This window comes from Pseudoalteromonas sp. 2CM37A, from assembly GCF_023161885.1.
GTDB classification, from domain to species: Bacteria; Pseudomonadota; Gammaproteobacteria; order Enterobacterales; family Alteromonadaceae; genus Pseudoalteromonas; species Pseudoalteromonas atlantica.
Map to the genome: position 1 here is coordinate 1 of NZ_JALNTJ010000008.1, position 20,655 is coordinate 20,655.

Genomic DNA, 20,655 nt, shown 5'->3' on the forward strand with positions numbered 1-20,655 from the left:
GTTTTACCGTGGTCAACGTGGCCGATTGTACCAACGTTTACGTGCGGTTTTACGCGTTCAAACTTTTCTTTTGCCATGACGGAACCTATCAGTTTTGTGTATCTAGATTACATATGAAAATAATCCACCAGAGGTAGATTAATTTAATTTTTTCAAATTTCAAATAGTTTTTTCTGACAGATAAAGGAAGTATTCAAGGAGATTCATATGACTGGTGCTGATAGGCAGATTTGAACTGCCGACCTCACCCTTACCAAGGGTGCGCTCTACCAACTGAGCTATATCAGCAACACCATAATTGGAGCGGGCAGCGGGAATCGAACCCGCATCATCAGCTTGGAAGGCTGAGGTAATAGCCATTATACGATGCCCGCTTTAGGAACCTGTTCTTAAACTACCTCTAACCGTCAAGAATAAAGTGGTGGAGGGAGCTGGATTCGAACCAGCGAAGGCTGAGCCGTCAGATTTACAGTCTGATCCCTTTGGCCGCTCGGGAACCCCTCCACGATAATTCTTTACTAATTCACTTTCGGTAAAAGGAAAGTGGTGCCGACTAACCGAGTCGAACGGTTGACCTACTGATTACAAGTCAGTTGCTCTACCAGCTGAGCTAAGTCGGCACTGCTTTAGTACGGGGCGAGATATTAGAGTAAGGTTTATTATGATGCAACTATAAAATTAAAAAAAATGTAATTTTTTAGCTTAAATGCTCACAATTCATGCAAAAGTGCTTAATTTTGCTGTTTTTCGTCGTTTTTACTTAGCTCATGCCAATAATTTAATCCTTTCATAACCAATAAAGAATCAAAAATACTGCCACTTATTTGTTGCTGTAACAGCAAACCGTAACCACCTGCGCACAAAATTTGTGCTTTTTGTTCGCCTGCGATGTGTTTGAGTTGATATTTGGCCTGTTCAATAGCGCCTAATGTTGCCACCAGTGCGCCATTTTTTAATCCGTTGGGTGTGTTTTTACCTAGCTTGTTTAAAAAGGGGGTATTGGCATCATCAAACACGCGCTGAGTATTTTGTGTTAATGAGCGAGTCATTAAGTCAAGGCCGGGCAATATCCAGCCCCCTAAGTGCTCGCCTTCGCCGCTCAGCACATCAATAGTGGTTGCAGTGCCAGCATCAACAATAATACACGCTTTGTTTGGGTAAAGGGTAAAACCTGCCACCAGCGCAAGCCAGCGATCAATACCTAAATTGCTAACCTGTTCATATGCGCAGCTTAAGCCACTGAGATTTTTACTAACATGCGCCTCAAAACACGGAATGCTTTTTTTGGCGGCTAATGTGAGCGCGTCATTTAATAATTCACTGTTGCCTACACAAGCATACACAACCTCAGTTATTACTTGCCACGGCACGTCGCTCATAGAAACGGGCGTTGCTTGTTGCTCGCGCCATAAGGCCGCTTTTAATGACGTATTACCTACATCTATTAGCAGTTTCATAATTCGGCCTTTCTTAACGAGATTTCGCCGCCATAGTAACTTTTAACTTCGCCGTCTTGGCGAATACGTATTCCGCCGTGCTGATCAATACCCTCACAAATACCCCGCCAGCTTCTGTGCCCCGTATTTAGCTCTACGCATTCTCCTGCAAAGGCGTTTAGGGCGTTCCACTGTGCGTACATGCTGTTTAGCCCGTCTTGCTGGTAATCTGCCAAACGCTGCTCTAAATAAAAGGTAAGCGAAGCAACTAACTGGTTTTTATCAAGCGCGGTGGTGTGTTGGCTTAAATCAGTCCATGCTTGGTCAATCTGTTCGCTGGTGTTTTGCGGCATGTGTAGATTTATGCCAATACCAATGACTAGCTGACAAGGGCCTTGCGGTTGCCCATCTAGCTCAACTAATACTCCGGCTAGTTTTTGCTTATTTATGTATATGTCGTTTGGCCATTTAAGTTCAATGTCTATATCGTAAAGTGCTTTTATAGCATCATATACCGCAAGCCCTACTGCAATTGATACGCCCATAGCAGCTTGCAGGCCATCATCTAAGCGCCAAAAATAACTGTAATATAAATTAGCCCCAAATGGAGATTGCCATACCCGCCCTCGCCTTCCGCGCCCTGCTTGCTGCATTTCGGCAACCACAACAGTGCCAGACTCAAGCGCGACTTTATTTTGAATACGGCGCATTAGCTCGCTGTTGGTTGAATCTATAATAGGGTGTACTTCTACTTGGGCTATATTGGCACCTAATGCATGGTAATGTTTGGTTATATCGGCTTGATTTAGCAAACCCACCGCATTGTTTAAACTGTAACCTTTACCCGTCACTTTAAATATATCGAGCCCCATGTCTTGCAGTGTTTGTATATGTTTACTCACTGCAGCACGGCTTATACCCAGTTGCTCGCCAAGGACTTGGCCCGATACAAAGCCACCTTGGTTAAGTGCGTTTAATATTTCTAGTTTATTTCCATCTGGTGCTTTCATTACGCGTGCTCCGTAGTAATATGGCATTCACTATTTGTGTTTATAAGCCTTACTTCGTGCTCTAGCATTATGCCGTAACGTGTAAACACCGTATTTTGTATATGCGTGATCATAGTGATTAAATCGCGCCCTTTACTATCACCATGATTAACTAATACCAGCGCCTGTTGCTGATGCACCTCAATCCCTGCTACTGTAAAGCCCTTCAAGCCCGCTTGGTCAATTAGCCAACCTGCCGCCACTTTGTGATGGTTTTCCCCATAGGGGTAATGCGGTAAATCACCAAACCGCACAAGCAGCGCTTCTAAACGCGCATTGCTAATAATCGGATTTTTAAAAAAGCTACCCGCATTGGCTAAAGTGTATGGGTTTGGCAGCTTAGCGTTACGAATTTCAATAACCTGCTCAAATACCATTTTAGGGGTGGGATTTTGCAATACTTTGAGTGGGCCATAACTTAAAACTGGCTGCCACTTTTTAGGGAGCGCTAAATTAACTTGAGTGATCACCGCTTTGTTTTTTAAAGCATGTTTAAAAATAGAGTCACGATAAGCAAACTCACACTGTGCGTTAGTTAAAGTCACTTTGGTTTTTGTGGCTATATCAATGTATTCAACCGACTCTACAAATTGAGCGAGCTCAACACCATAAGCACCAATGTTTTGTACCGGCGACGCCCCAACAGTGCCCGGAATAAGCGCTAGGTTTTCAAGCCCTGCAATATCTTTATCAAGTAAATAGCTTACTAGGTTATGCCAGTTCTCGCCCGCAGCTGCACTCACTAATACGTCATTTTCACGCTCGGTAATAGTAATGCCCTTAGTGGCCATTTTAATTACGGTGCCTGCGTAGTTTTCTAAAAATATTGTGTTGCTACCTTCCCCTAATAAACAAAACGGAGCACTAAAACGGTGTGCTTTAAGTTGCTCAACCGAGGTTATTTCAACAAAATGCTGGCATTGATTGTTTAGTGCAAAGGTATGTAAAGGTTTTAATGAATGCGCCACAAAGGTCTCTGAGTGTACTGGTAACTAATCGCAGTAGTTTACCTTATTGTCGCAAAGAATGTAAAAATCACTCAACCCGCTGTATCAATCATGATATAAAACCTGCACTTATTATTAGTGTTCAGGGTATTTTATGAAAATTAAACCTCTTTTTTTAAGCCTCGCTATGGCCGGTATGTGCTCGCAAGCAATGGCAAACGCGATTGATCAAAACTCATACGCCAACCTAGATGATGTGGTAACAACACACTTAAACCTTGATTTAGATGTCGATTTTGCCGACAAGCAGTTAGAAGGTTTTGTTGAGCACACGCTAAAGTGGAACAATGACACGAGTAAAAAGCTGGTACTTGATACCCGCGACTTAGACATTGATAAAGTAATGTACCAAGACACCTCGGGCGATTGGCACAAAGCTAAATTTACACTGGCAGATCGCGATGATGTTAAAGGCTCAAAACTAACAATTACTTTAAAAAGCCAAGCGCCAAAAGTACGTATTTACTACAACAGCCGCCCAGAAGCATCTGGCCTGCAATGGTTAACACCAGAGCAAACAGCTAGCAAAACGCACCCGTTTATGTACAGCCAATCGCAGGCTATTCACGCTCGTAGCTGGTTACCAGTACAAGATACCCCTGCCATGCGCGTTACTTACTCTGCCCGTATTCATACACCAAAAGATATACGTGCCGTAATGAGCGCTGATAACAAAGATGCACTATACAAAGATGGCGACTACCACTTTGAGATGCCACAAGCTATTTCGCCGTACTTAATTGCGATTGGTGCAGGTAATTTAGAATTTAAAGCCATGTCAAAACAAACTGGTATATTTGCCGAGCCTGAAATTTTAGACGCTTCGGTTGCCGAGTTTAACGACACCCAAGCCATGATCGACAAAACCAACGAAATGTATGGTGAGTATGCATGGGGCCGTTACGATTTATTAATGTTACCGCCTAGCTTTCCGTTTGGTGGTATGGAAAACCCGCGTCTTTCGTTTATTACCCCTACCGTAGTTGCTGGCGATAAAAGCTTAGTAAACCTTATTGCGCATGAGCTTGCACACTCTTGGTCTGGTAACTTAGTTACCAACGCTACGTGGGAAGATTTATGGTTAAACGAAGGTTTTACCTCTTACGTTGAAAACCGCATTATGGAAGAAGTGTTTGGCCGCGACCGCGCCGTAATGGAGCAAGCTTTAGATGCAGCAGGCTTACGTGCTCAACTTAAAACGATTGATGCACCCGATACGCGCCTTAATTTAAAACTTAATGGCCGCGATCCAGATGATGCATTTAGCTCAGTGCCATACACTAAAGGGCAGCTATTTTTAATCTACCTAGAAGAAAAATACGGCCGTGATAAGTTTGATGACTTTGTTAAGACCTACTTTAATGAGTTTGCATTTAAATCGCTGACCACTGCGCAATTTGTTACTTATTTAAAAGCTAACTTAATTGAAAAATATCCAGGCGTTGTAAGCATGGATAAAGTGAATGAGTGGATTTTTGAGCCAGGTTTACCAAGCGATGCACCTAACCCAACATCGGATGCGTTTGATAAAGTAGATACAGCAAGCGCAGCATGGTTAAAAGGTGAAACAAGCGCAGCACAATTACCTACGGCTCAGTGGACAGTGCACGAGTGGTTACACTTTTTAAATAACCTACCACGTGATTTAAGCTTAGATAAGATGAGCGAGCTTGATAAGCAATTTAACTTAACGCAATCAACCAATGCAGAGCGCGCGTTTGCATGGTTTATGTTAGCGGTAGGTAATGGTTACCAACCTATTTACCCAGCGCTTGATAAGCATTTATCAGGTATTGGCCGCCGTAAATTAATTGTGCCGTTATACAAAGCACTTATTAAAAATGGTAAGCGTGAGTGGGCACATGATGTATACATCAAAGCTCGTCCAGGCTACCACCCACTTGCACAAGGCACCATTGACGCTTTATTTGATAAATAGCCAACCTGTGCCACCCCAAAAGGTGTTTAGACCTTTAGGGTAAAGCAGCAAAACCATTAAAAAAGGCCGATTTATCGGCCTTTTTTAATACTGTAATTTTCTCAAACTAAAAACTGTAACTAAGTTCAGCGCAGTTAGCGCTTAAAATTAGTAGTTGAGATAAGTTTATTATTCAGCGCCTTGGTTCGTTACCTTTTCTAAAAAGGCCTTTCGCTCAGCAATCGTGGCTTGCTGCCACCAAAATTCTAGCATTTGCGGTGCACTTGGCATGCCTTTGCCATTAATAGGCGCAATAGGCTTTATAGGTTGGCTTGGACGCGTTGGACCCGCTGGCACCGTATTTTGTAAAGCAGGCTTTTGACTTGCAAGCTGTGTATTTGAAATAACACTAAGCGGCTGTGCCACAGATGCGCCCTTTGCTTTTAAACTTACCTGTGGTGCCTCAGCAAATATTTTCGCTGATACCGCGTTATCGGCACGATTAAACACCATGTCGTAGTCTTTGTTATCGTCAATAGTAATATCTACCCAAAACGGTTCAGACTCTATTACCTCATGGTCGTCAAAGCCTAGCTCGTATAAATCGGTGTATTTTAATTTTAATCGATAAGAGCCTGGATCAAGTTCAATGTCGTCAACGCGGCTAAATAGAGAGCTTTCAATCACTCTTTCGCCGACTTGTAAAGGCACTAACTCTTCAGGAAAGTGAATATTTCCGGCACTTACTGACATACTCATCAATAGTGCCGCAGCTGCAGTTATTAACATTGGTTTACGCATAAAAACTCCTTTATTTGTTTTGAGTTTGACACTGCAAACAAAATTTGTCATTAGTGACTTTAAATTCAACCCTTACACTGAAACGATTATGAGCACAGAAACAATATTTACAAAAATTATTAACCGCGAAATACCTGCCGACATTATTTACGAAGACGACACCACCCTTGCATTTAAAGATATAAACCCGCAAGCCCCTTTCCATGTGTTAATTATTCCAAAAAAAGCAATTGCCACTATCAATGATATTAACAGCGAAAACTCACATTTAGTTGGAAATTTATACGAGGTTGCTGCTAAATTAGCCAAGCAATTTAACTTTAGTGACGATGGCTACAGAGTAGTAATGAACTGCAATAAACACGGCGGGCAAACCGTGTATCACATACATTTACATATGCTTGCAGGCAAAGAAATGGGCTGGCCTCCGTATCAAGAAGCTAAAAAATTAAAAATTTAATAATAAAAATTCACTGGAATTATTAGTATTTAGCTAGTTACAAATGTTATGGTTTATCATGTATATAAAGTGAAAAATAATTACTTATTTGCAACATTTTATGTTTAAATAATCGTAAAATCGTACTTGTTCACAAGGCGAAACCCGACTTTCTAATACAAAAGGTGTGGAAGTCGTGATAAACTTAACTAGTCAGCTTTATAAAAAGAGTATAAAAACATGAGCAGTTCAGCCTTTTTGTTATTAGATCAAGAGCCAATTAACACCATTGGCATTAACGTTTTAGAACCTTTGTTAAAAACGCAAGGCCTTGACGTAACCACGGGTACAAATATTTTAGATGTACCAGAAGGGACTCGATTACTGTTCATTGAAACATCAAGTAACGATGCATGGGGTAAACTAAAAGAACAGCTAGTTAACCTGCGCACCAAGTGCGATATCGTATTATTTAACCTAGACGAAAACCCAGAGCTCGCTAACCGCGCGCTGTTGAGCGGTATTCGTGGCGTGTTTTATACGACAGATAACGCTGATGTATTAATGAAAGGTATTCGCTTACTTTTAGAAGATCAGCTTTGGTACAGACGTGACATTATGTGTAATGCATTAAACCGCATGCTGCAGTTTAATAAAGACGCACTACACAAGCTGACCGAAGGCGATATAGAGCCAATTAAACTCACTAAACGAGAAAAAGCAATAATCTCGTTAATGAGTAAGGGTTCTAAAAACAAAGAAATTGCTGAAGATTTAAGCATCAGCCCGCACACAGTTAAAACACATTTATACAGCGCATTTAGAAAAACTAAATGTCGTAACCGTATTGAGCTACTATCTTGGGCTCAACAAAACATTCCAGACGAAATTCGTTAATCAATTTCGTAATTTAAAAACAGGCACTTATGGTGCCTGTTTTTGTTTATGCTGCATGCTTGTTAAATTAATCGCTTTTTATTACTCTATTTAAAGTACCCATTGCTGGAACCTCTATGCTCGACTCATTTACCCTCTTTTTTGCCAGCATTGCCGTTATTATTGTAATGACCCTTCTTAACTTTTTAACATGGCGTACCAACAAAAGTACCCCAGGTACGCTGCTTTATATTTTTTACCCGGTTTTATTACTAGGCGCAGTAATTGGCTTTACGCTTATTGGCAAAACGCACAACCTTATTGTGATTAGTATTGCCAGCAGTATGATGTTTGGCGCATCAATTGTGCACAGCTTGGCTATATGCCAATTTTTAGATTATAGGGGTATTGGCTTTAAGCTACTGTGCTCCTTTACCGCGTTTAGCGCCGTAATGTTGGGGTATTATTCTTTTATTGACCCTTCTTTACGCGAGCGTATTTACGTCTCGGATGTACAGCACATTGCAGAAGCCACTTTTTTGCTGTTTTTATTTATTAAATATGCCCGAAAAACCTACCCAAATGGCACCATTGTTTACATTTTAATATTAACTTTAGTTGGCCTGAGCTTTATTAGCCGCTCACTATTTATGGTTAATATTGAACAACCCCTGCTATTGCAAAGCCCATGGTTTAGCAGCTTACTGTTTTTAAATGGCGTTATTGCACCTATGTTTTATGCCGCCGGGATGGCGCTTTTGTGTAATGAACGCAGAGAAAAAAACCTTAACAAGCTGGCCGACAAAGCCCAAAAAGATTTAGAAATTAGAGGCCTGTTTTTATCAACTATTAGCCATGAAATTCGCACCCCCCTTAATGGCATATTAGGCAGCGCCCAATTGGTTATGAACCAAAGCACCGACACCCGCAATAAAGCCTATTGTGAGGCCATCATTAATTCAGCCGAGTCATTAAATTTACTGGTTGATAAAGTGCTCGACTACGCAAGCCTAGATCAAAGTGATGAAGCACTTTACGAAGAAGACATTGAATTTAAAACCTGGTTAAACAATTTATGTTTATTGCTCAGCCCATTGGCGGAACAAAAGCAGCTTAAGTTTGAACTGGTATGTAATATCCCTGAACAAGCCTGTTACTACTGCGATCAGCAAAAATTAAGGCAAATTATTATTAACCTTGTTGGTAACGCCATTAAGTTTACCGACCACGGTATAGTAAAAATTCAGGTTGATTTAATAAGTGACAGGCAGCTTGAGCACACCATAAAAATTAGCGTTAAGGACTCAGGCCCTGGTATTGAAAAAGACGAAATAGCCTACTTAACCGAACCCTACGTACAAAGTAGCGCCGGCAAAGAAAAAGGCGGCACCGGCCTTGGGCTTGCCATCACCAGCCGCTTGCTAGAAAAGCTAGGCAGCCGCTTAGAAATAACCAGTCAATTAGGCACTGGTAGCGTATTTAGCTTTACCACCACCTTTACGCTAGGGGAGCTTAGTTTGGTAGAGCAGCGCCATCAAAACAAAGACTACTTAACCGGCCTTGAAGTACTGCTAGTCGAAGATTTAGATTTAAATCAAAAAATTGCCATTGAATTTATGGCCGAAGATGAGCATAAAATAAAGCTCGCCAAAGATGGCAAAAGCGCTATTGAACTGCTGCAAACGCATCACTTTGACGTTATTTTACTGGATATGAACCTGCCAGACTTTACCGGCCAAGAAGTATTAAAACGTTTGCAGCGTTTGGTGCATAAAAACCAGCGCACGCCCGTACTGGCTTTTACAGCAAGCTTAAGCCCTGATGAGGTAAAAGAATACTTAGCTCTGGGAATAAAAGACATAGTAGGCAAACCAATTAAGCAGCAAAAGCTTCGCCAAGCACTGAGTGATTCACAATCCAATCAAACTGCAAATATAGCTGTAGAGCTAGTAGACACCTTATACGACGAAACCGCAGCAGAAACGCTAACTAGCTCATTTAGTGAGGATGAAGTGTCGTCGATTTACAATGAATTTGTACTCTCAGCACGGACTAAACTAACCCGATGCCAAGAACTTATTGACCAGCAACCAGAGCAGTGCATTAAATTATTGCACCGCCAAGCAAGCACCGCGCTGCAATTAGGCTTTAACCGTTACGGTATTGAGCTTAAAAAAATAGAGCGCCGCTTGCTTGATAACAAACCCCATAACAACCTGTTAGATGAGGCGTTAGAGCTATGGCAGCGCAGCCTAGAACAATACTTAAAGTTTGTACGTGGGCAGTTGAGTTAGCATTGAAAAGCATATACCTTGGATGCTTTAGTTTATTTATTCAAACCTGGCAACTTCTTCAAAGCTTAGCCCAGTAAAGCCGTGCGCTTGCAAAGCACAAAATAGATTTAGAGAAATGTCTCTATCACTTACACGAGAGTCAAGAACATAAGTACCTTCAAATCGATCCTCTGGAATTTTAAATATACAACTATGCTTTGGTAGTTTTTCTTTTTTGAATACCGCTTTTTGTAATCCAATATTTAAACCTGGTAGCATAAAAGTACTCATTTCAACATCCAAAAATCCCCTTATTGTTCTAGTGACATTATAAAAGTACCAGTTTTCATCACCTACATAGAAAGGTAGTAACTCTCCCGAATCTTCAAAAATATCTGCCAGTTCATTTGCTACGTGCTCTTTTATAGCAAGGCCTTGTAAATTTATTGCTGTAATATCACCTATAGGTGTTTTTTTTTCTTGATTGTAATGCGCACTAAAATTTATTAATGTTGACTCTTTTGATGAACCATCAGGCTTCCATAGGTCAGGCTCACATAAAGATTCGCTATCAGGAAATATGACTCTGTAATGGTTAACGTTTGGCGTGATTTTATAAATAACTTTACTCATTAGTACCCATAAACTCCATTTTGTAGCGATATAGCAATTGATTGTAAAATCGCTGCACATTCACTACGTGTATTTGCTAACGATAGTTGATTAGTAATATTTAGATAATATAACTCTGTATGAATTTTTGCATGATTAGAAGCGTCAGGCATAGCTGGGTGAGGAACGTAGTTTTCGTTCTTTGGCAAAAAGACTCCATTACTTGGATCATCTATTCGAATTTTAAATTTAGCAAGTATCTTTCTAGCAGCTCGCGCCAGCTCATGAGTACCAGATACAATCGCATGGGTAGCCGTATTTGGTGGCTTTTTACCAGCTCCTGTTGCAGACATATATCTTGCCATTCTTTGCGGCCGGTGTTTTTCTTTCAAAAGAGCTTCTGTTGTTGTTCTATTTGCCATCTCTGCATAACGAGAATATGCTAATAAACCAAACTTAACACTCCTAGTAGCTATCTTATTATAAAGGCGAGCAGCATGTTGAGCAATTTCAGCTTCAGTAAGTTTACGTTCGGTCTCTTTTAAAGTTTTCTCCAACTCGTTTGAAATAAGTGTTTCTGAGTCTCTAAACTTATAAATAACACCTGATTCTCTTATACTTTGGCGTAACCCTTGAAGGAGTTCACCAGGTTCTACTTGAACAGCTGTAATCAAAGATTTATCCATGTAACGTCCCTATAATTTTAACTGACAACATAGTATTTTAAATAACTTTTTATTTCAATCAACAACCTCGCTACTTAAGTTTATCACTAGAAAACCACTTTATTTAAATACCTAACCTTCCATACTTATCATCAAAACGCTCTATGTCACTTTCATCTAGTACGGTGCCAGTTTGTACTTCAATGACAATTAGCGGCTCTTTTTGATTGTTCGCTAAGCTGTGTATTTGTTTTGCTGCAATGTAGCAAGATTGGTCGTGGCTAAGTGTTAATGCTTGCTTATCAATACGTACATCGGCAATCCCCGATACCACTACCCAATGCTCTGCACGATGCTGATGGCGCTGCGTTGAAAGTTTAGCCCCGCTGTTTACGGTTATTTTTTTAACTTTAAACCCTGCCCCTGTTACTAAAGTGCGGTAATTGCCCCATGGCCGATACACAACCTGATGGTGATTGAGTTTATCACTTTGGCTAACCGCTAATTGCTTGAGCAATAAAGGCAGACCATCGAGCTTGTTTTTATTGGCAACGAGGGTGGCATCGTGGGTATGAATAATAGCTAAGTCGCTAACCCCAAGGGTAGCAACGCTGTGATCGTCTTCGCTTAAAACAAAATTATTAGTACTATTTTGCGCGCTATGGCTATCGTTTTCATTATTGCCATGTGTATCTTTTTTAATAAGGCTAGCCAAGGCACTAAAGCTGCCTACATCACTCCAATTAAGAGCAACAGGCAGCACTGCTACATTATTACTGCGCTCTAAAATGGCGTAATCGATAGAGTCACTTGGGCAATTTTTAAGTGGCTCACTTATCGGCCTTGTAAATCCTAAATCGTCAGAGAAATTAGCCGCCGCGCTTACACTGTGTGCAATTTTTGGTGCAAAGCGTTCTAGCTCATTTAAATAGGCTTGCGGTGTAAATAAAAACATCCCGCTATTCCAGCTATAACCGCCTTGAGTTAAATAATGCTCAGCGGTAGCCAAGCTTGGCTTCTCTTTAAATGCAGCCACTTTATAGCAATTTGAGCCTGCTATTTTACTACCTTGCTTAATGTAGCCAAACCCAGTGTGGGGCTGTGTTGGTGTAATTGAAAACGTGACCAGCATACCTTGCAGGGCTAATTCAATTGCATCATTTAGTTTAAGTGTGAGCTCAGTAAAGTTGGATATATGATGATCGGCAGGCATCACCAGTATTGGCCCAGTTATGCCTTGCTGTAAAGCGTAGTGTGCTGCCAGCGCAATAGCCGGCGCGGTATTTTTACCCTGCGGCTCTAACAAAAGTGCATGAGGAGTAGCCTGCGCACTTTGCTCAGCAGCAATAAAGCGGTGCTGTTCGTTACAAACAAGTATTGGCTTTGCAAACCCCTCGCCCGATACACGCGCCAACGTGCTTTGTAATAGTGAGTGTTTGTTATCAAGCAGAGGTAAAAATTGCTTAGGCATAGCTTGGCGAGAAAGCGGCCATAACCGTGTGCCAATGCCGCCCGCTAAAATTACCGGTGTTATAAGGGTTGTATTCATAAAGCCGCCAATAAACATATCAGCGGCTATTTTAGCACTTTATTGGCTAGGCGCTAATGCTTAGCGATTTATACCAAGGTAAACGCGTCGGCATCTAAATAAGCAGGAAACGAGGCTTTAAAATCATCGAGCGGTGCTTTTTCAAGTGTTACGGTAAGTAACTCTTGTGTATTGTCTTTTGCTTTGGCGATCGTATCGCCTTTAAAGTCGTACACAGCCGTGCCGCCATTGTGCGCAACACCATTGCCATCGTCGCCAACACGGTTAACGGCTACTACATAACATAGGTTTTCCATAGCGCGCGCCATTAATAGCGTATCCCAAATATGACGACGAACTGCAGGCCAGTTAGCAACGTTTATCATTACATCGTAATCATTATTGTTGCGCTGAAAAACCGGAAAGCGCAAGTCGTAACATACTTGTGGCAGTAACTTAAAACCGTTAATTTCAAACGTTTTACGCGCTTGTCCTGCGACAACGTAATCGCCCTCACTGCCTAAGCGAAATAAATGACGTTTATCGTAATAATTTACCTCGCCACTTGGGGTCACCCAATAAAAGCGATTCGCTTTTTTATCGCCTTGAGCAACCAAAACCGAACCTGCAATAACGGCTTTATGTTTATGTGCTTGGGTTTTTAGCCAGCTCAGCACTTTGCCATTTTCGGGCTCTGCGCAATCAAGGTTAATAGCAAAGCCTGTGGCGAAGGTTTCGGGTAGTAAAATTAAATCAGGTTGAGCGCTCATCGCTGCTAATTTTTTATCAAACATGGCTAAATTGGCGTCTTTATCAAGCCAATGCAGCGCACTTTGAACGAGTGTAAGCGTTAAAGTTGACATAATATTTGCGCGGCCTCTATTAAGGTTTCATCGTTTTTAGCAAAACACAGTCGAATCACTTTATCATTTGAAGGTTGCTTATAAAACACACTTAAAGGAATAGCAGCAACCCCAGCTTGCTCTACTAACCAGTGGCAAAAATCCACATCATTAAGATCAGACACTTCACTGTAATCGAGCAATAAAAAGTACGTACCTTGGCTTGGTAAAATATTAAAACGGCTGTCACTTAAGTGCTGTGCCAGTAAGTCGCGCTTTTGCTGATATAAATTACTCAGCTCATCGACATGCTCGCCTTGTTGTTCAAGCATGTCGGCCAATGCGTGTTGTGCAGGTGTAAAGCTTGAAAAAGTAACATACTGGTGTATTTTTCTAAATTCAATAGCAAGCGGTGCAGGCGCAATACAGTACCCCATTTTCCAGCCGGTACTGTGAAATGTTTTGCCAAAGCTTGATATAACAAAGCTTTTTTCACGCAGCTGCTCATCACAAAGCATGCTTAAGTGCTTATCGCCATCAAAGGTAATATGTTCGTAAACTTCATCACTTATTACATATAAATCGTGGTCGCTTACTAACGATTTAAGCGCGTTTATATCATGGCTTTTAAGTATTTTTCCGCTTGGGTTGTGTGGCGTATTAATAATTATAGCGCGCGTGTTTTTGCTCACTGCGCTGCGAACAGTTTGCCAATCAATAGCATAATCGGGTGCATGCAATGCAATATGAACTGTTTTACCGCCAGCAAGCTCAATGGCAGGCTGGTAAGAGTCATAAGCGGGGTCAAACACAATGACTTCATCATCGGGGCGTACTATAGTTTGAATAGCCACAAATAATGCTTCGGTGGCGCCCGACGTTACCGTAACTTGCTCAGCTGCATCAATGTTAGCCGCATATTTACGCGAAACTAAATTTGCTATTTGTTGCTGTAAACGGGGCACACCACTGGATGGCGAATATTGATTAACCCCTTGCTGAACATAAAAATTTAGCTGGTTTTTTAGTAATTCTGGCGCATCAAACTCAGGAAAACCCTGCGATAAATTTATTGCCGAATGCTGACTTGCCAAGCCACTCATTTGGCTAAATATACTAACACTTAAATTTGGTAATTTACTTTCAAACACGACAGGCCCTTAATGATGGTTTTGCGCTTAAAGCGATGCTATCATTGCTTAAAACAGAAGTATAGCCGTCTAAAATTAAATAGCTTTATATCAATTTGCTTAATTAACTGAGCTATTTTGAGGTAGCAAAAACGCAGCTCGCGTTTGGTTTAGCGCCTCAAATGCATTAAGTATTATTACGCATTGGTATTACACTCATTGGTGAGGAATGTATGCACAACAATACCGCTATTTCGCAACTTATTGAAGCCGGAAAATGGATCAGTCAAAAAGGCTGGGTTCCCGCCACCGGCGGAAATTTTTCGGCGCGCACCGCAACAGGGTATGTGGTTACCGCTAGCGGCTTTGATAAAGGTCAGCTCGGTACACACACATTCATTGAGCTTGATCATCAAGGTAATCGCACTAAAGGTGCTGGCAACCCATCGGCCGAAACGCAATTGCACTTAGGCATGTATAAGCTTATTCCGCACGCAAACGTGGTGCTGCATACTCACTCAGTAGCAGCCACCGTACTATCGCGTGTAATTAAAAGCCATGCATTAAATTTAAGCGGTTACGAAATGCAAAAGTCACTCAGTGGGGTAACTTCGCATTTAGATACGCTCAGCATTCCTATTTTTGAAAACGACCAAGACATAGACCGCTTAAGCTTGCTGCTTAGCGATCACCACTTACATACACCCATTGAGCATGCAGTGTTAATTCGTGGGCATGGCGTTTATGTAGTAGGGCGTAATTACAAGCAAGCACTTCGCCATTTAGAAGGGTTAGAGTTTTTATTTAGTTGCGAGCTGGAACGGTTAAAAATAGAAGGTATTGGGGCACAGCTATAATGATAAAAGCAATTTTAACTGATATTGAAGGCACCATAACACGTATCTCATTTGTAAAAGAGGTGCTGTTTCCGTATGCAGCCAAGCAACTAGCAACGTTTATGCGCTTAAACGAAAATAAACCCCATGTCGCTGAGCAAATAGCGGCTGTTAAAGCCATTATTAATGAGCCAGATGCCGATATAGAAAATGTCATTAGCGTGTTACTAAAGTGGATTGAAGAAGATAAAAAAATTACCCCTTTAAAGCAAATACAAGGGCTAATTTGGCAAACGGGCTACGAGCACGGTGATTTTAAAGGCCACCTATACGCAGATGCGTTTGAGTTTTTACAAGCTCAGCACGCTCAAGGTACCGCACTCTATGTGTATTCATCAGGCTCGGTAAGGGCGCAGCAGTTACTCTTTAAATACAGTGACTATGGCGATATTCGCCCCCTGTTTAACGATTTTTTTGATACCAAAGTCGGCGCAAAGCAAGAGCAAGCAGCCTATAACACTATAGTTAATCAGCTCCCTTTTAGTGCTAACGAAATCTTGTTTTTAAGTGATGTTGCAGATGAGCTTGATGCAGCCAAAGCCGCAGGGCTTAAAACCTTGCACTTAATACGTGATGGCCAAGCACATAGCGCGCACCCATACGTACATGACTTTAGCACAGTTAAATTGGAGCAATTTGCATGAGCCAATTAACAATTTATGCTAACAACAATCCAAGTAATGCGCTGGTAAACACTTGTGATTTAAGCGAAATTACTCAGCAATTAGCAAAAGTAAATGTACGTTTTGAACAATGGCAAGCAACCGCACCCATTAATGAGCACACCACAAGTGAGCAAATTATTGCAGCGTATAAAAATGATATAGCGCGCTTAAAAGCGCAAAATGGCTACCAAACGGTGGATGTTATTTCACTCGCAAAAGGTAACCCTGCAGCGGCACAAATGCGAGAAAAGTTTTTATTTGAGCACACTCATAGTGAAGACGAAGTTCGCTTTTTTGTAAAAGGCCAAGGGTTATTTTGCCTACATATTGATGCCAAAATTTACCAAGTATTATGCCAGCAAGGTGACTTAATTTCGGTCCCAACCCTTACACCACATTGGTTTGATATGGGGAGCGACCCAGAGTTTACCGCCATTAGATTATTTAATAATACCGAGGGCTGGGTTGCAAAAAGCACCGAGTCTGAAATTGCGAAGCAGTTTCCGTTGCTCGCATAGCAAAAGTAATACGCTCCACAAAGGGATAAGTGGAGCGCTGTTTAAAAAACTACTTAAGCGCTGTTAACGCGCCACTCTCTACATCACTTTTATTGTAAACACCGGTATCTAACACCCAAGCTGTTATTAGTTTTGCAGGTGTTACATCAAATGCGGGATTATACACATTGGCATTAGTGGGTGCCCACAGCGCCTCACCAAAACTGCCACTTACGCCGCGTACCTCTGCGCTATTTCGCTGCTCTATTGCTATATCGCTACCGCAAGCTGTTTGTGTATCAAGCGTAGTTAAAGGCGCGACAACATAAAAAGGAATATCATGAAAATGCGCCAATACAGCTAAATTATAAGTTCCCACTTTATTAGCAAAGTCGCCATTAGCAGCAATACGATCGGCGCCTACAACTATTTTATCTACCTTGCCTGCGGCCATTAAGCTTGCTGCCATATTATCGCAAATAAGCGTATACGGTACTTGCCAGCGATCAAGCTCGAACGCGGTTAAACGCCCGCCTTGCAACAAGGGCCGCGTTTCATCAACCCACACATGTATATTGCCGTGTTGTTGCTGCGCTTTGTAAATAACGCCTAATGCTGTACCAATACCAGCAGTCGCTAATGCGCCGGTATTACAATGGGTTAAAATATTGTCGCCGCTGTTTATAAGCTCAGCTCCGCGCGTTGCCATACGCTCACATAGGGCAATGTCTTCAATAAAAAGGCGCTCTGCGCTGCACACCACAGCAGCTATAAAATCATCGCTTTTAAGGGCCTCTCTTAATATAGCCATGCAATGCATTAAATTAACAGCGGTTGGCCTTGTGGCTTCAAGCTCATCAATTGCTTTTGCAAGCGCCGCTTGAGTTCCCCCCTGCTGCGCTAAATGAGCAACCAGCAAACTCGCACCTAAGCCTATTAATGGCGCGCCACGAATTTTTAAACTGATGATCAGCTCCTTCATCGTCTCAACACTATGGCATTCGTGCCATACCTGCTGATGAGGAAGTAAATACTGGTCAAGCACACTTAATGTGCCGTTTTCATATTTTAAACTGCTTGCGATTAGGTTTTGCATGGTGAGGCTGCTTAAATAAAATGCGTAAGGGTATTTTACATCAGTTTGAATAACTCTCAAGTTAGACTTGTAGACATCTAAACATTTAAAGGTATAGAATGCCTAAAAAGGTTATTTGAGAACTCACTATGGCTAACTATGTCGCGTTTGATGCGCAGCGCGCAATTGAATATGTAAATTCGCTAATTGACTCTAAGCAGTATGATTTTTTTAATGCTGACGCCAGCTTAACTGCGTACGAATTTGGTGACGGTAACCTTAATTTAGTATTTAGAATTAGCGATGAGCACCATAACAGCATTATTTTAAAGCAAGCACTGCCTTATGCTCGTTGTGTAGGTGAATCATGGCCGCTCACGCTTGATAGAGCTCGTATTGAGGCGCAAGTGTTACTTAACCATGGGGCTATTTGCCCACAAAACACCGCTAAAGTACTGCACTATAACCAAGCTTACGCACTTACCATTTTAGAAGATTTAGGTCACTTAAAAATATTGCGCACCGCGCAAAATAACGCAGAGCAATTTCCTAAGTTAGCCGAGCACGTAGCTACGTATTTAAGCCATACCGGGTTTTATAATTCAGATTTTTACCTAACCGCCCAGCATAAAAAGGCCCTAGTACAGCAATTTACTAACCCTGAGCTTTGCCAAATTACAGAAGATTTATTTTTTAGCGATCCGTATACAGATCACAAACGCAATCACTTTGACGAGCAACTTACTACACATGTACACGCTTTGCGTGATAACACGGCACTTAAGTTAGAAGTTGCGAAATTAAAAGCTAATTTTTTATCTAACCCGCAAACATTGCTGCACGGCGATATGCACAGCGGCAGTATTTTTGTAGATACCAATACCACTAAAGTGATTGACCCCGAGTTTGGCTTTTTTGGCCCTGTTGGCTTTGATATAGGCTCTTTTATTGGCAATTTACTATTAAATTACTGCGCACAAGCAGGGCATATTGAAGAGTTTGTAGCACGACGAAACTATCAAACGCATTTACTTAGCTGCATTGTTGAAAGCTATAATTTATTTGAGCAACAATGGTTAGCTTTAATTGCCAACCACAGTACAGATCGCACCCTTAATACCGAGGGCTACCCACAGTACTTTATGAAAACCGTATTACAAGACGCCATAGGTTATTGTGGAACAGAACTAATTAGGCGCACCATAGGGCTCGCGCATGTGGTAGATATTGACAGCATTGAAGATGAAAATACGCGCCTTTCAGTACAAAAACAAACGCTGAGCTTAGGTGAGCAACTTATTTTAAATGCCAAAAGCTGCGACAACAAAGATGCCTTTTTTAGTTTATTAATAAGCCAACTAAATTAAAAAAGGCGCTAAAGCGCCTTTTTTATACTAAGACTGTTATTGGTAGTTTTCGTAAATTTTATCGAGCGGCTCCGACAGCCCACTTTCTTGCACTATACGCACGTGTTTACGCCTTAATTCCCGTGCACTTGTTACACCGCATGAGTGGGCAATTAAGCCAGCGCCGTAATGAATATATTTATTATAATTGGCAACCCGTTGAGCTTTATCTGCAACATTTAAACCACGCTGTAGCCGCTCGTTATGGGTAGTTACACCGGTTGGGCAGGTGTCTTTATTACATTGCATAGCCTGTATACAGCCTAACGCAAACATATGACCACGCGCAGAAACAACAAAATCAGCACCCAAAGCAAGCGCCCATGCTACCTTAGAGGGCACAATTAACTTACCCGAAACAATGACTTTAACCCGCCCTGTTAAGCCGTGTTTTTCAAGCATATTAACAACCAGCGGTAAGCTTTCGCGCAGCGGTAAACCTACCGAATCTAATAAGGGTTGTGGCGCTGCGCCCGTACCGCCATCGGCACTATCAATAGTGATAAAGTCCGGCGCTGATTCAAGCCCGCGATGGTTTATTTCTGCAAATAGTGTTTCTAGCCAAGTGTAATCACCAATAACGGCTTTAAAGCCGGTAGGTTTGCCTGTGGCGTTTCGCACTGTGGCAATCATATCTAATATGTCGCTTGGCTTTTTGATTTCTGGGTGCCCATTTGGGCTAATTGAATCTTTACCCTCAGGAATACCCCTTATTTTAGCAATTTCAGCATTAACCTTTTTACCTGGTAACATACCGCCTTTACCTGGTTTGGCACCTTGGCTTAATTTAAGCTCAAACATTTTTACGTTTTTATGCGCCGCAATTTCTTTAAGTTTATCGATACTTAGATTTCCAAGCTCGTCGCGCACACCATACTTAGCCGTACCAATTTGAAACACCAAATCGGCTCCGCCCTCTAAGTGATAAGGGCTTAGCCCGCCTTCACCTGTATTCATCCAGCAGCCGGCTAATTTTGCCCCTTTTGATAACGCTCTGACAGCCGGTTTTGAGAGCGCACCAAAGCTCATTCCCGATATATTAAACAATGAGTTAGTGGTGTACGGCGTTTTACAATAAGGGCCTAAAGTTACATTACTTGGGTCCAGCGCCTCTTCATCTAAGGTAGGAAAAGCACAGTTCATAAACATCACTGTACCTGTTACCTCTAAGCTTTGCGTGGAACCAAATGCAGCGGTACGATCGACATCTTTTGCAGCACGATACACCCAACTACGCTCTGCTCGGTTAAACGGCATTTCTTCTCTATCGAGGGCAAAAAAGTACTGCCTAAAAAACTCGCCTTGGCGCTCAAAAAAGTACCTAAAGCGACCAATAACCGGGTAATTTCGCCTAATTGCATGCTTTGTTTGAGTAATATCACGAAAATAAAAAACTATAATGGTAAGTACAATTAATCCTAATGCAACAATAAAAATACTCGCAAATACATCAATACTAAAAATAATAAAATCGCTCATCCAAGGCCCCTTGATGGCTGTTTTTAAAAATAAAAAAGGTGTTGCGTCAAAATGACACAAC

At 41.6% G+C, this 20,655-nt stretch carries 19 protein-coding genes, 4 tRNA genes and 1 pseudogene; 8 read left to right on the forward strand and 16 right to left on the reverse strand.

Translation table 11 applies throughout. The annotated features are described in order from the left end of the window. From MTF68_RS15700 to murB, 8 genes and pseudogenes are all read right to left on the reverse strand, one after another. Positions 1-77 (reverse strand): annotated as a pseudogene (locus MTF68_RS15700) (elongation factor Tu); the annotation flags it as partial. A gap of 135 nt (positions 78-212) precedes the next feature. After that, a tRNA-Thr gene (locus MTF68_RS15705) sits at positions 213-288 on the reverse strand. Positions 289-299: 11 nt separating this feature from the next. Next, positions 300-374, reverse strand: a tRNA-Gly gene (locus MTF68_RS15710). A gap of 45 nt (positions 375-419) precedes the next feature. After that, positions 420-504: transfer RNA gene (locus MTF68_RS15715), tRNA-Tyr, on the reverse strand. 40 nt (positions 505-544) lie between these two features. Then, positions 545-620: transfer RNA gene (locus MTF68_RS15720), tRNA-Thr, on the reverse strand. Between the two features lie 111 nt (positions 621-731). Continuing rightward, positions 732-1,457 (reverse strand): type III pantothenate kinase, encoded by a 726-nt coding sequence (locus tag MTF68_RS15725; protein ID WP_248463008.1) that lies wholly within the window; start codon positions 1,455-1,457, stop codon positions 732-734. Then, positions 1,454-2,446 (reverse strand): bifunctional biotin--[acetyl-CoA-carboxylase] ligase/biotin operon repressor BirA, encoded by a 993-nt coding sequence (gene birA / locus MTF68_RS15730; protein WP_248463009.1) that lies wholly within the window; start codon positions 2,444-2,446, stop codon positions 1,454-1,456. The genes MTF68_RS15725 and birA overlap by 4 nt, the downstream gene beginning before the upstream one ends. Beyond that, on the reverse strand, positions 2,446-3,453 hold the full coding sequence (gene murB, locus MTF68_RS15735) for a UDP-N-acetylmuramate dehydrogenase (protein ID WP_248463012.1): 1,008 nt from the start codon (positions 3,451-3,453) through the stop codon (positions 2,446-2,448). The genes birA and murB overlap by 1 nt, the downstream gene beginning before the upstream one ends. 133 nt (positions 3,454-3,586) lie before the next feature. Here murB and MTF68_RS15740 point away from each other — a divergent pair, with 133 nt between their 5' ends. Further along, a complete protein-coding gene (locus MTF68_RS15740) occupies positions 3,587-5,431 on the forward strand; it encodes a M1 family metallopeptidase (RefSeq protein WP_029774313.1) in 1,845 nt (614 codons plus the stop codon). Between the two features lie 168 nt (positions 5,432-5,599). Here the strand turns inward: MTF68_RS15740 and MTF68_RS15745 are convergent, their stop codons facing one another. Continuing rightward, on the reverse strand, positions 5,600-6,211 hold the full coding sequence (locus tag MTF68_RS15745; protein WP_096042477.1) for a DUF2057 domain-containing protein: 612 nt from the start codon (positions 6,209-6,211) through the stop codon (positions 5,600-5,602). Positions 6,212-6,299: 88 nt separating this feature from the next. On the opposite strand from MTF68_RS15745, the gene MTF68_RS15750 reads away from it, so the two are divergent. From MTF68_RS15750 to MTF68_RS15760, 3 genes are all read left to right on the forward strand, one after another. Further along, positions 6,300-6,671, forward strand: a complete 372-nt coding sequence (locus MTF68_RS15750; RefSeq protein ID WP_004587493.1) for a histidine triad nucleotide-binding protein — start codon at positions 6,300-6,302, stop codon at positions 6,669-6,671. Between the two features lie 219 nt (positions 6,672-6,890). Next, positions 6,891-7,547, forward strand: a complete 657-nt coding sequence (locus tag MTF68_RS15755) for a response regulator transcription factor (protein WP_004587492.1) — start codon at positions 6,891-6,893, stop codon at positions 7,545-7,547. 116 nt (positions 7,548-7,663) lie between these two features. Further along, complete coding sequence (locus MTF68_RS15760) at positions 7,664-9,820, forward strand: ATP-binding protein (RefSeq protein ID WP_248463014.1); 2,157 nt, start codon at positions 7,664-7,666, stop codon at positions 9,818-9,820. Positions 9,821-9,856: 36 nt separating this feature from the next. Here MTF68_RS15760 and MTF68_RS15765 read toward each other — a convergent pair whose 3' ends face one another. The 5 genes from MTF68_RS15765 to MTF68_RS15785 all read right to left on the reverse strand — a co-directional run bounded on the left by MTF68_RS15765 (position 9,857) and on the right by MTF68_RS15785 (position 14,597). Next, positions 9,857-10,432 (reverse strand): hypothetical protein, encoded by a 576-nt coding sequence (locus MTF68_RS15765; protein ID WP_096740309.1) that lies wholly within the window; start codon positions 10,430-10,432, stop codon positions 9,857-9,859. After that, a complete protein-coding gene (locus tag MTF68_RS15770) occupies positions 10,432-11,097 on the reverse strand; it encodes an AHH domain-containing protein (protein WP_096740310.1) in 666 nt (221 codons plus the stop codon). Before MTF68_RS15770 ends, MTF68_RS15765 begins: the two co-directional genes overlap by 1 nt. Before the next feature lie 103 nt (positions 11,098-11,200). Beyond that, on the reverse strand, positions 11,201-12,625 hold the full coding sequence (locus tag MTF68_RS15775) for a mannose-1-phosphate guanylyltransferase/mannose-6-phosphate isomerase (RefSeq protein ID WP_248463016.1): 1,425 nt from the start codon (positions 12,623-12,625) through the stop codon (positions 11,201-11,203). Positions 12,626-12,693: 68 nt separating this feature from the next. Next, positions 12,694-13,467: an amidohydrolase gene (locus MTF68_RS15780; protein ID WP_055255456.1), complete on the reverse strand. Its 774-nt coding sequence runs from the start codon at positions 13,465-13,467 to the stop codon at positions 12,694-12,696. Beyond that, positions 13,455-14,597 (reverse strand): methionine aminotransferase, encoded by a 1,143-nt coding sequence (locus tag MTF68_RS15785; RefSeq protein WP_248463017.1) that lies wholly within the window; start codon positions 14,595-14,597, stop codon positions 13,455-13,457. The genes MTF68_RS15780 and MTF68_RS15785 overlap by 13 nt, the downstream gene beginning before the upstream one ends. A 212-nt stretch (positions 14,598-14,809) precedes the next feature. Here MTF68_RS15785 and MTF68_RS15790 point away from each other — a divergent pair, with 212 nt between their 5' ends. The 3 genes from MTF68_RS15790 to MTF68_RS15800 are packed head-to-tail and all read left to right on the forward strand — an operon-like array spanning position 14,810 to position 16,655. Continuing rightward, the gene (locus MTF68_RS15790; RefSeq protein ID WP_004587487.1) at positions 14,810-15,433 is read left to right on the forward strand and encodes a methylthioribulose 1-phosphate dehydratase; all 624 of its coding nucleotides are present in this window, start codon (positions 14,810-14,812) and stop codon (positions 15,431-15,433) included. Next, the gene (gene mtnC / locus MTF68_RS15795; protein WP_248463019.1) at positions 15,433-16,116 is read left to right on the forward strand and encodes an acireductone synthase; all 684 of its coding nucleotides are present in this window, start codon (positions 15,433-15,435) and stop codon (positions 16,114-16,116) included. Before MTF68_RS15790 ends, mtnC begins: the two co-directional genes overlap by 1 nt. Continuing rightward, on the forward strand, positions 16,113-16,655 hold the full coding sequence (locus MTF68_RS15800) for an acireductone dioxygenase (protein WP_248463021.1): 543 nt from the start codon (positions 16,113-16,115) through the stop codon (positions 16,653-16,655). The genes mtnC and MTF68_RS15800 overlap by 4 nt, the downstream gene beginning before the upstream one ends. Positions 16,656-16,704: 49 nt before the next feature. Here MTF68_RS15800 and mtnA read toward each other — a convergent pair whose 3' ends face one another. Further along, positions 16,705-17,730, reverse strand: a complete 1,026-nt coding sequence (gene mtnA, locus MTF68_RS15805) for an S-methyl-5-thioribose-1-phosphate isomerase (protein WP_248463023.1) — start codon at positions 17,728-17,730, stop codon at positions 16,705-16,707. Positions 17,731-17,858: 128 nt separating this feature from the next. Here mtnA and mtnK point away from each other — a divergent pair, with 128 nt between their 5' ends. Further along, positions 17,859-19,076, forward strand: coding sequence for an S-methyl-5-thioribose kinase (gene mtnK / locus MTF68_RS15810; RefSeq protein WP_248463024.1), 1,218 nt, complete (start codon positions 17,859-17,861; stop codon positions 19,074-19,076). A 36-nt stretch (positions 19,077-19,112) separates the two neighbouring features. Here the strand turns inward: mtnK and MTF68_RS15815 are convergent, their stop codons facing one another. Then, positions 19,113-20,594: an FMN-binding glutamate synthase family protein gene (locus MTF68_RS15815; RefSeq protein WP_138685038.1), complete on the reverse strand. Its 1,482-nt coding sequence runs from the start codon at positions 20,592-20,594 to the stop codon at positions 19,113-19,115. Positions 20,595-20,655 lie beyond the last annotated feature (61 nt).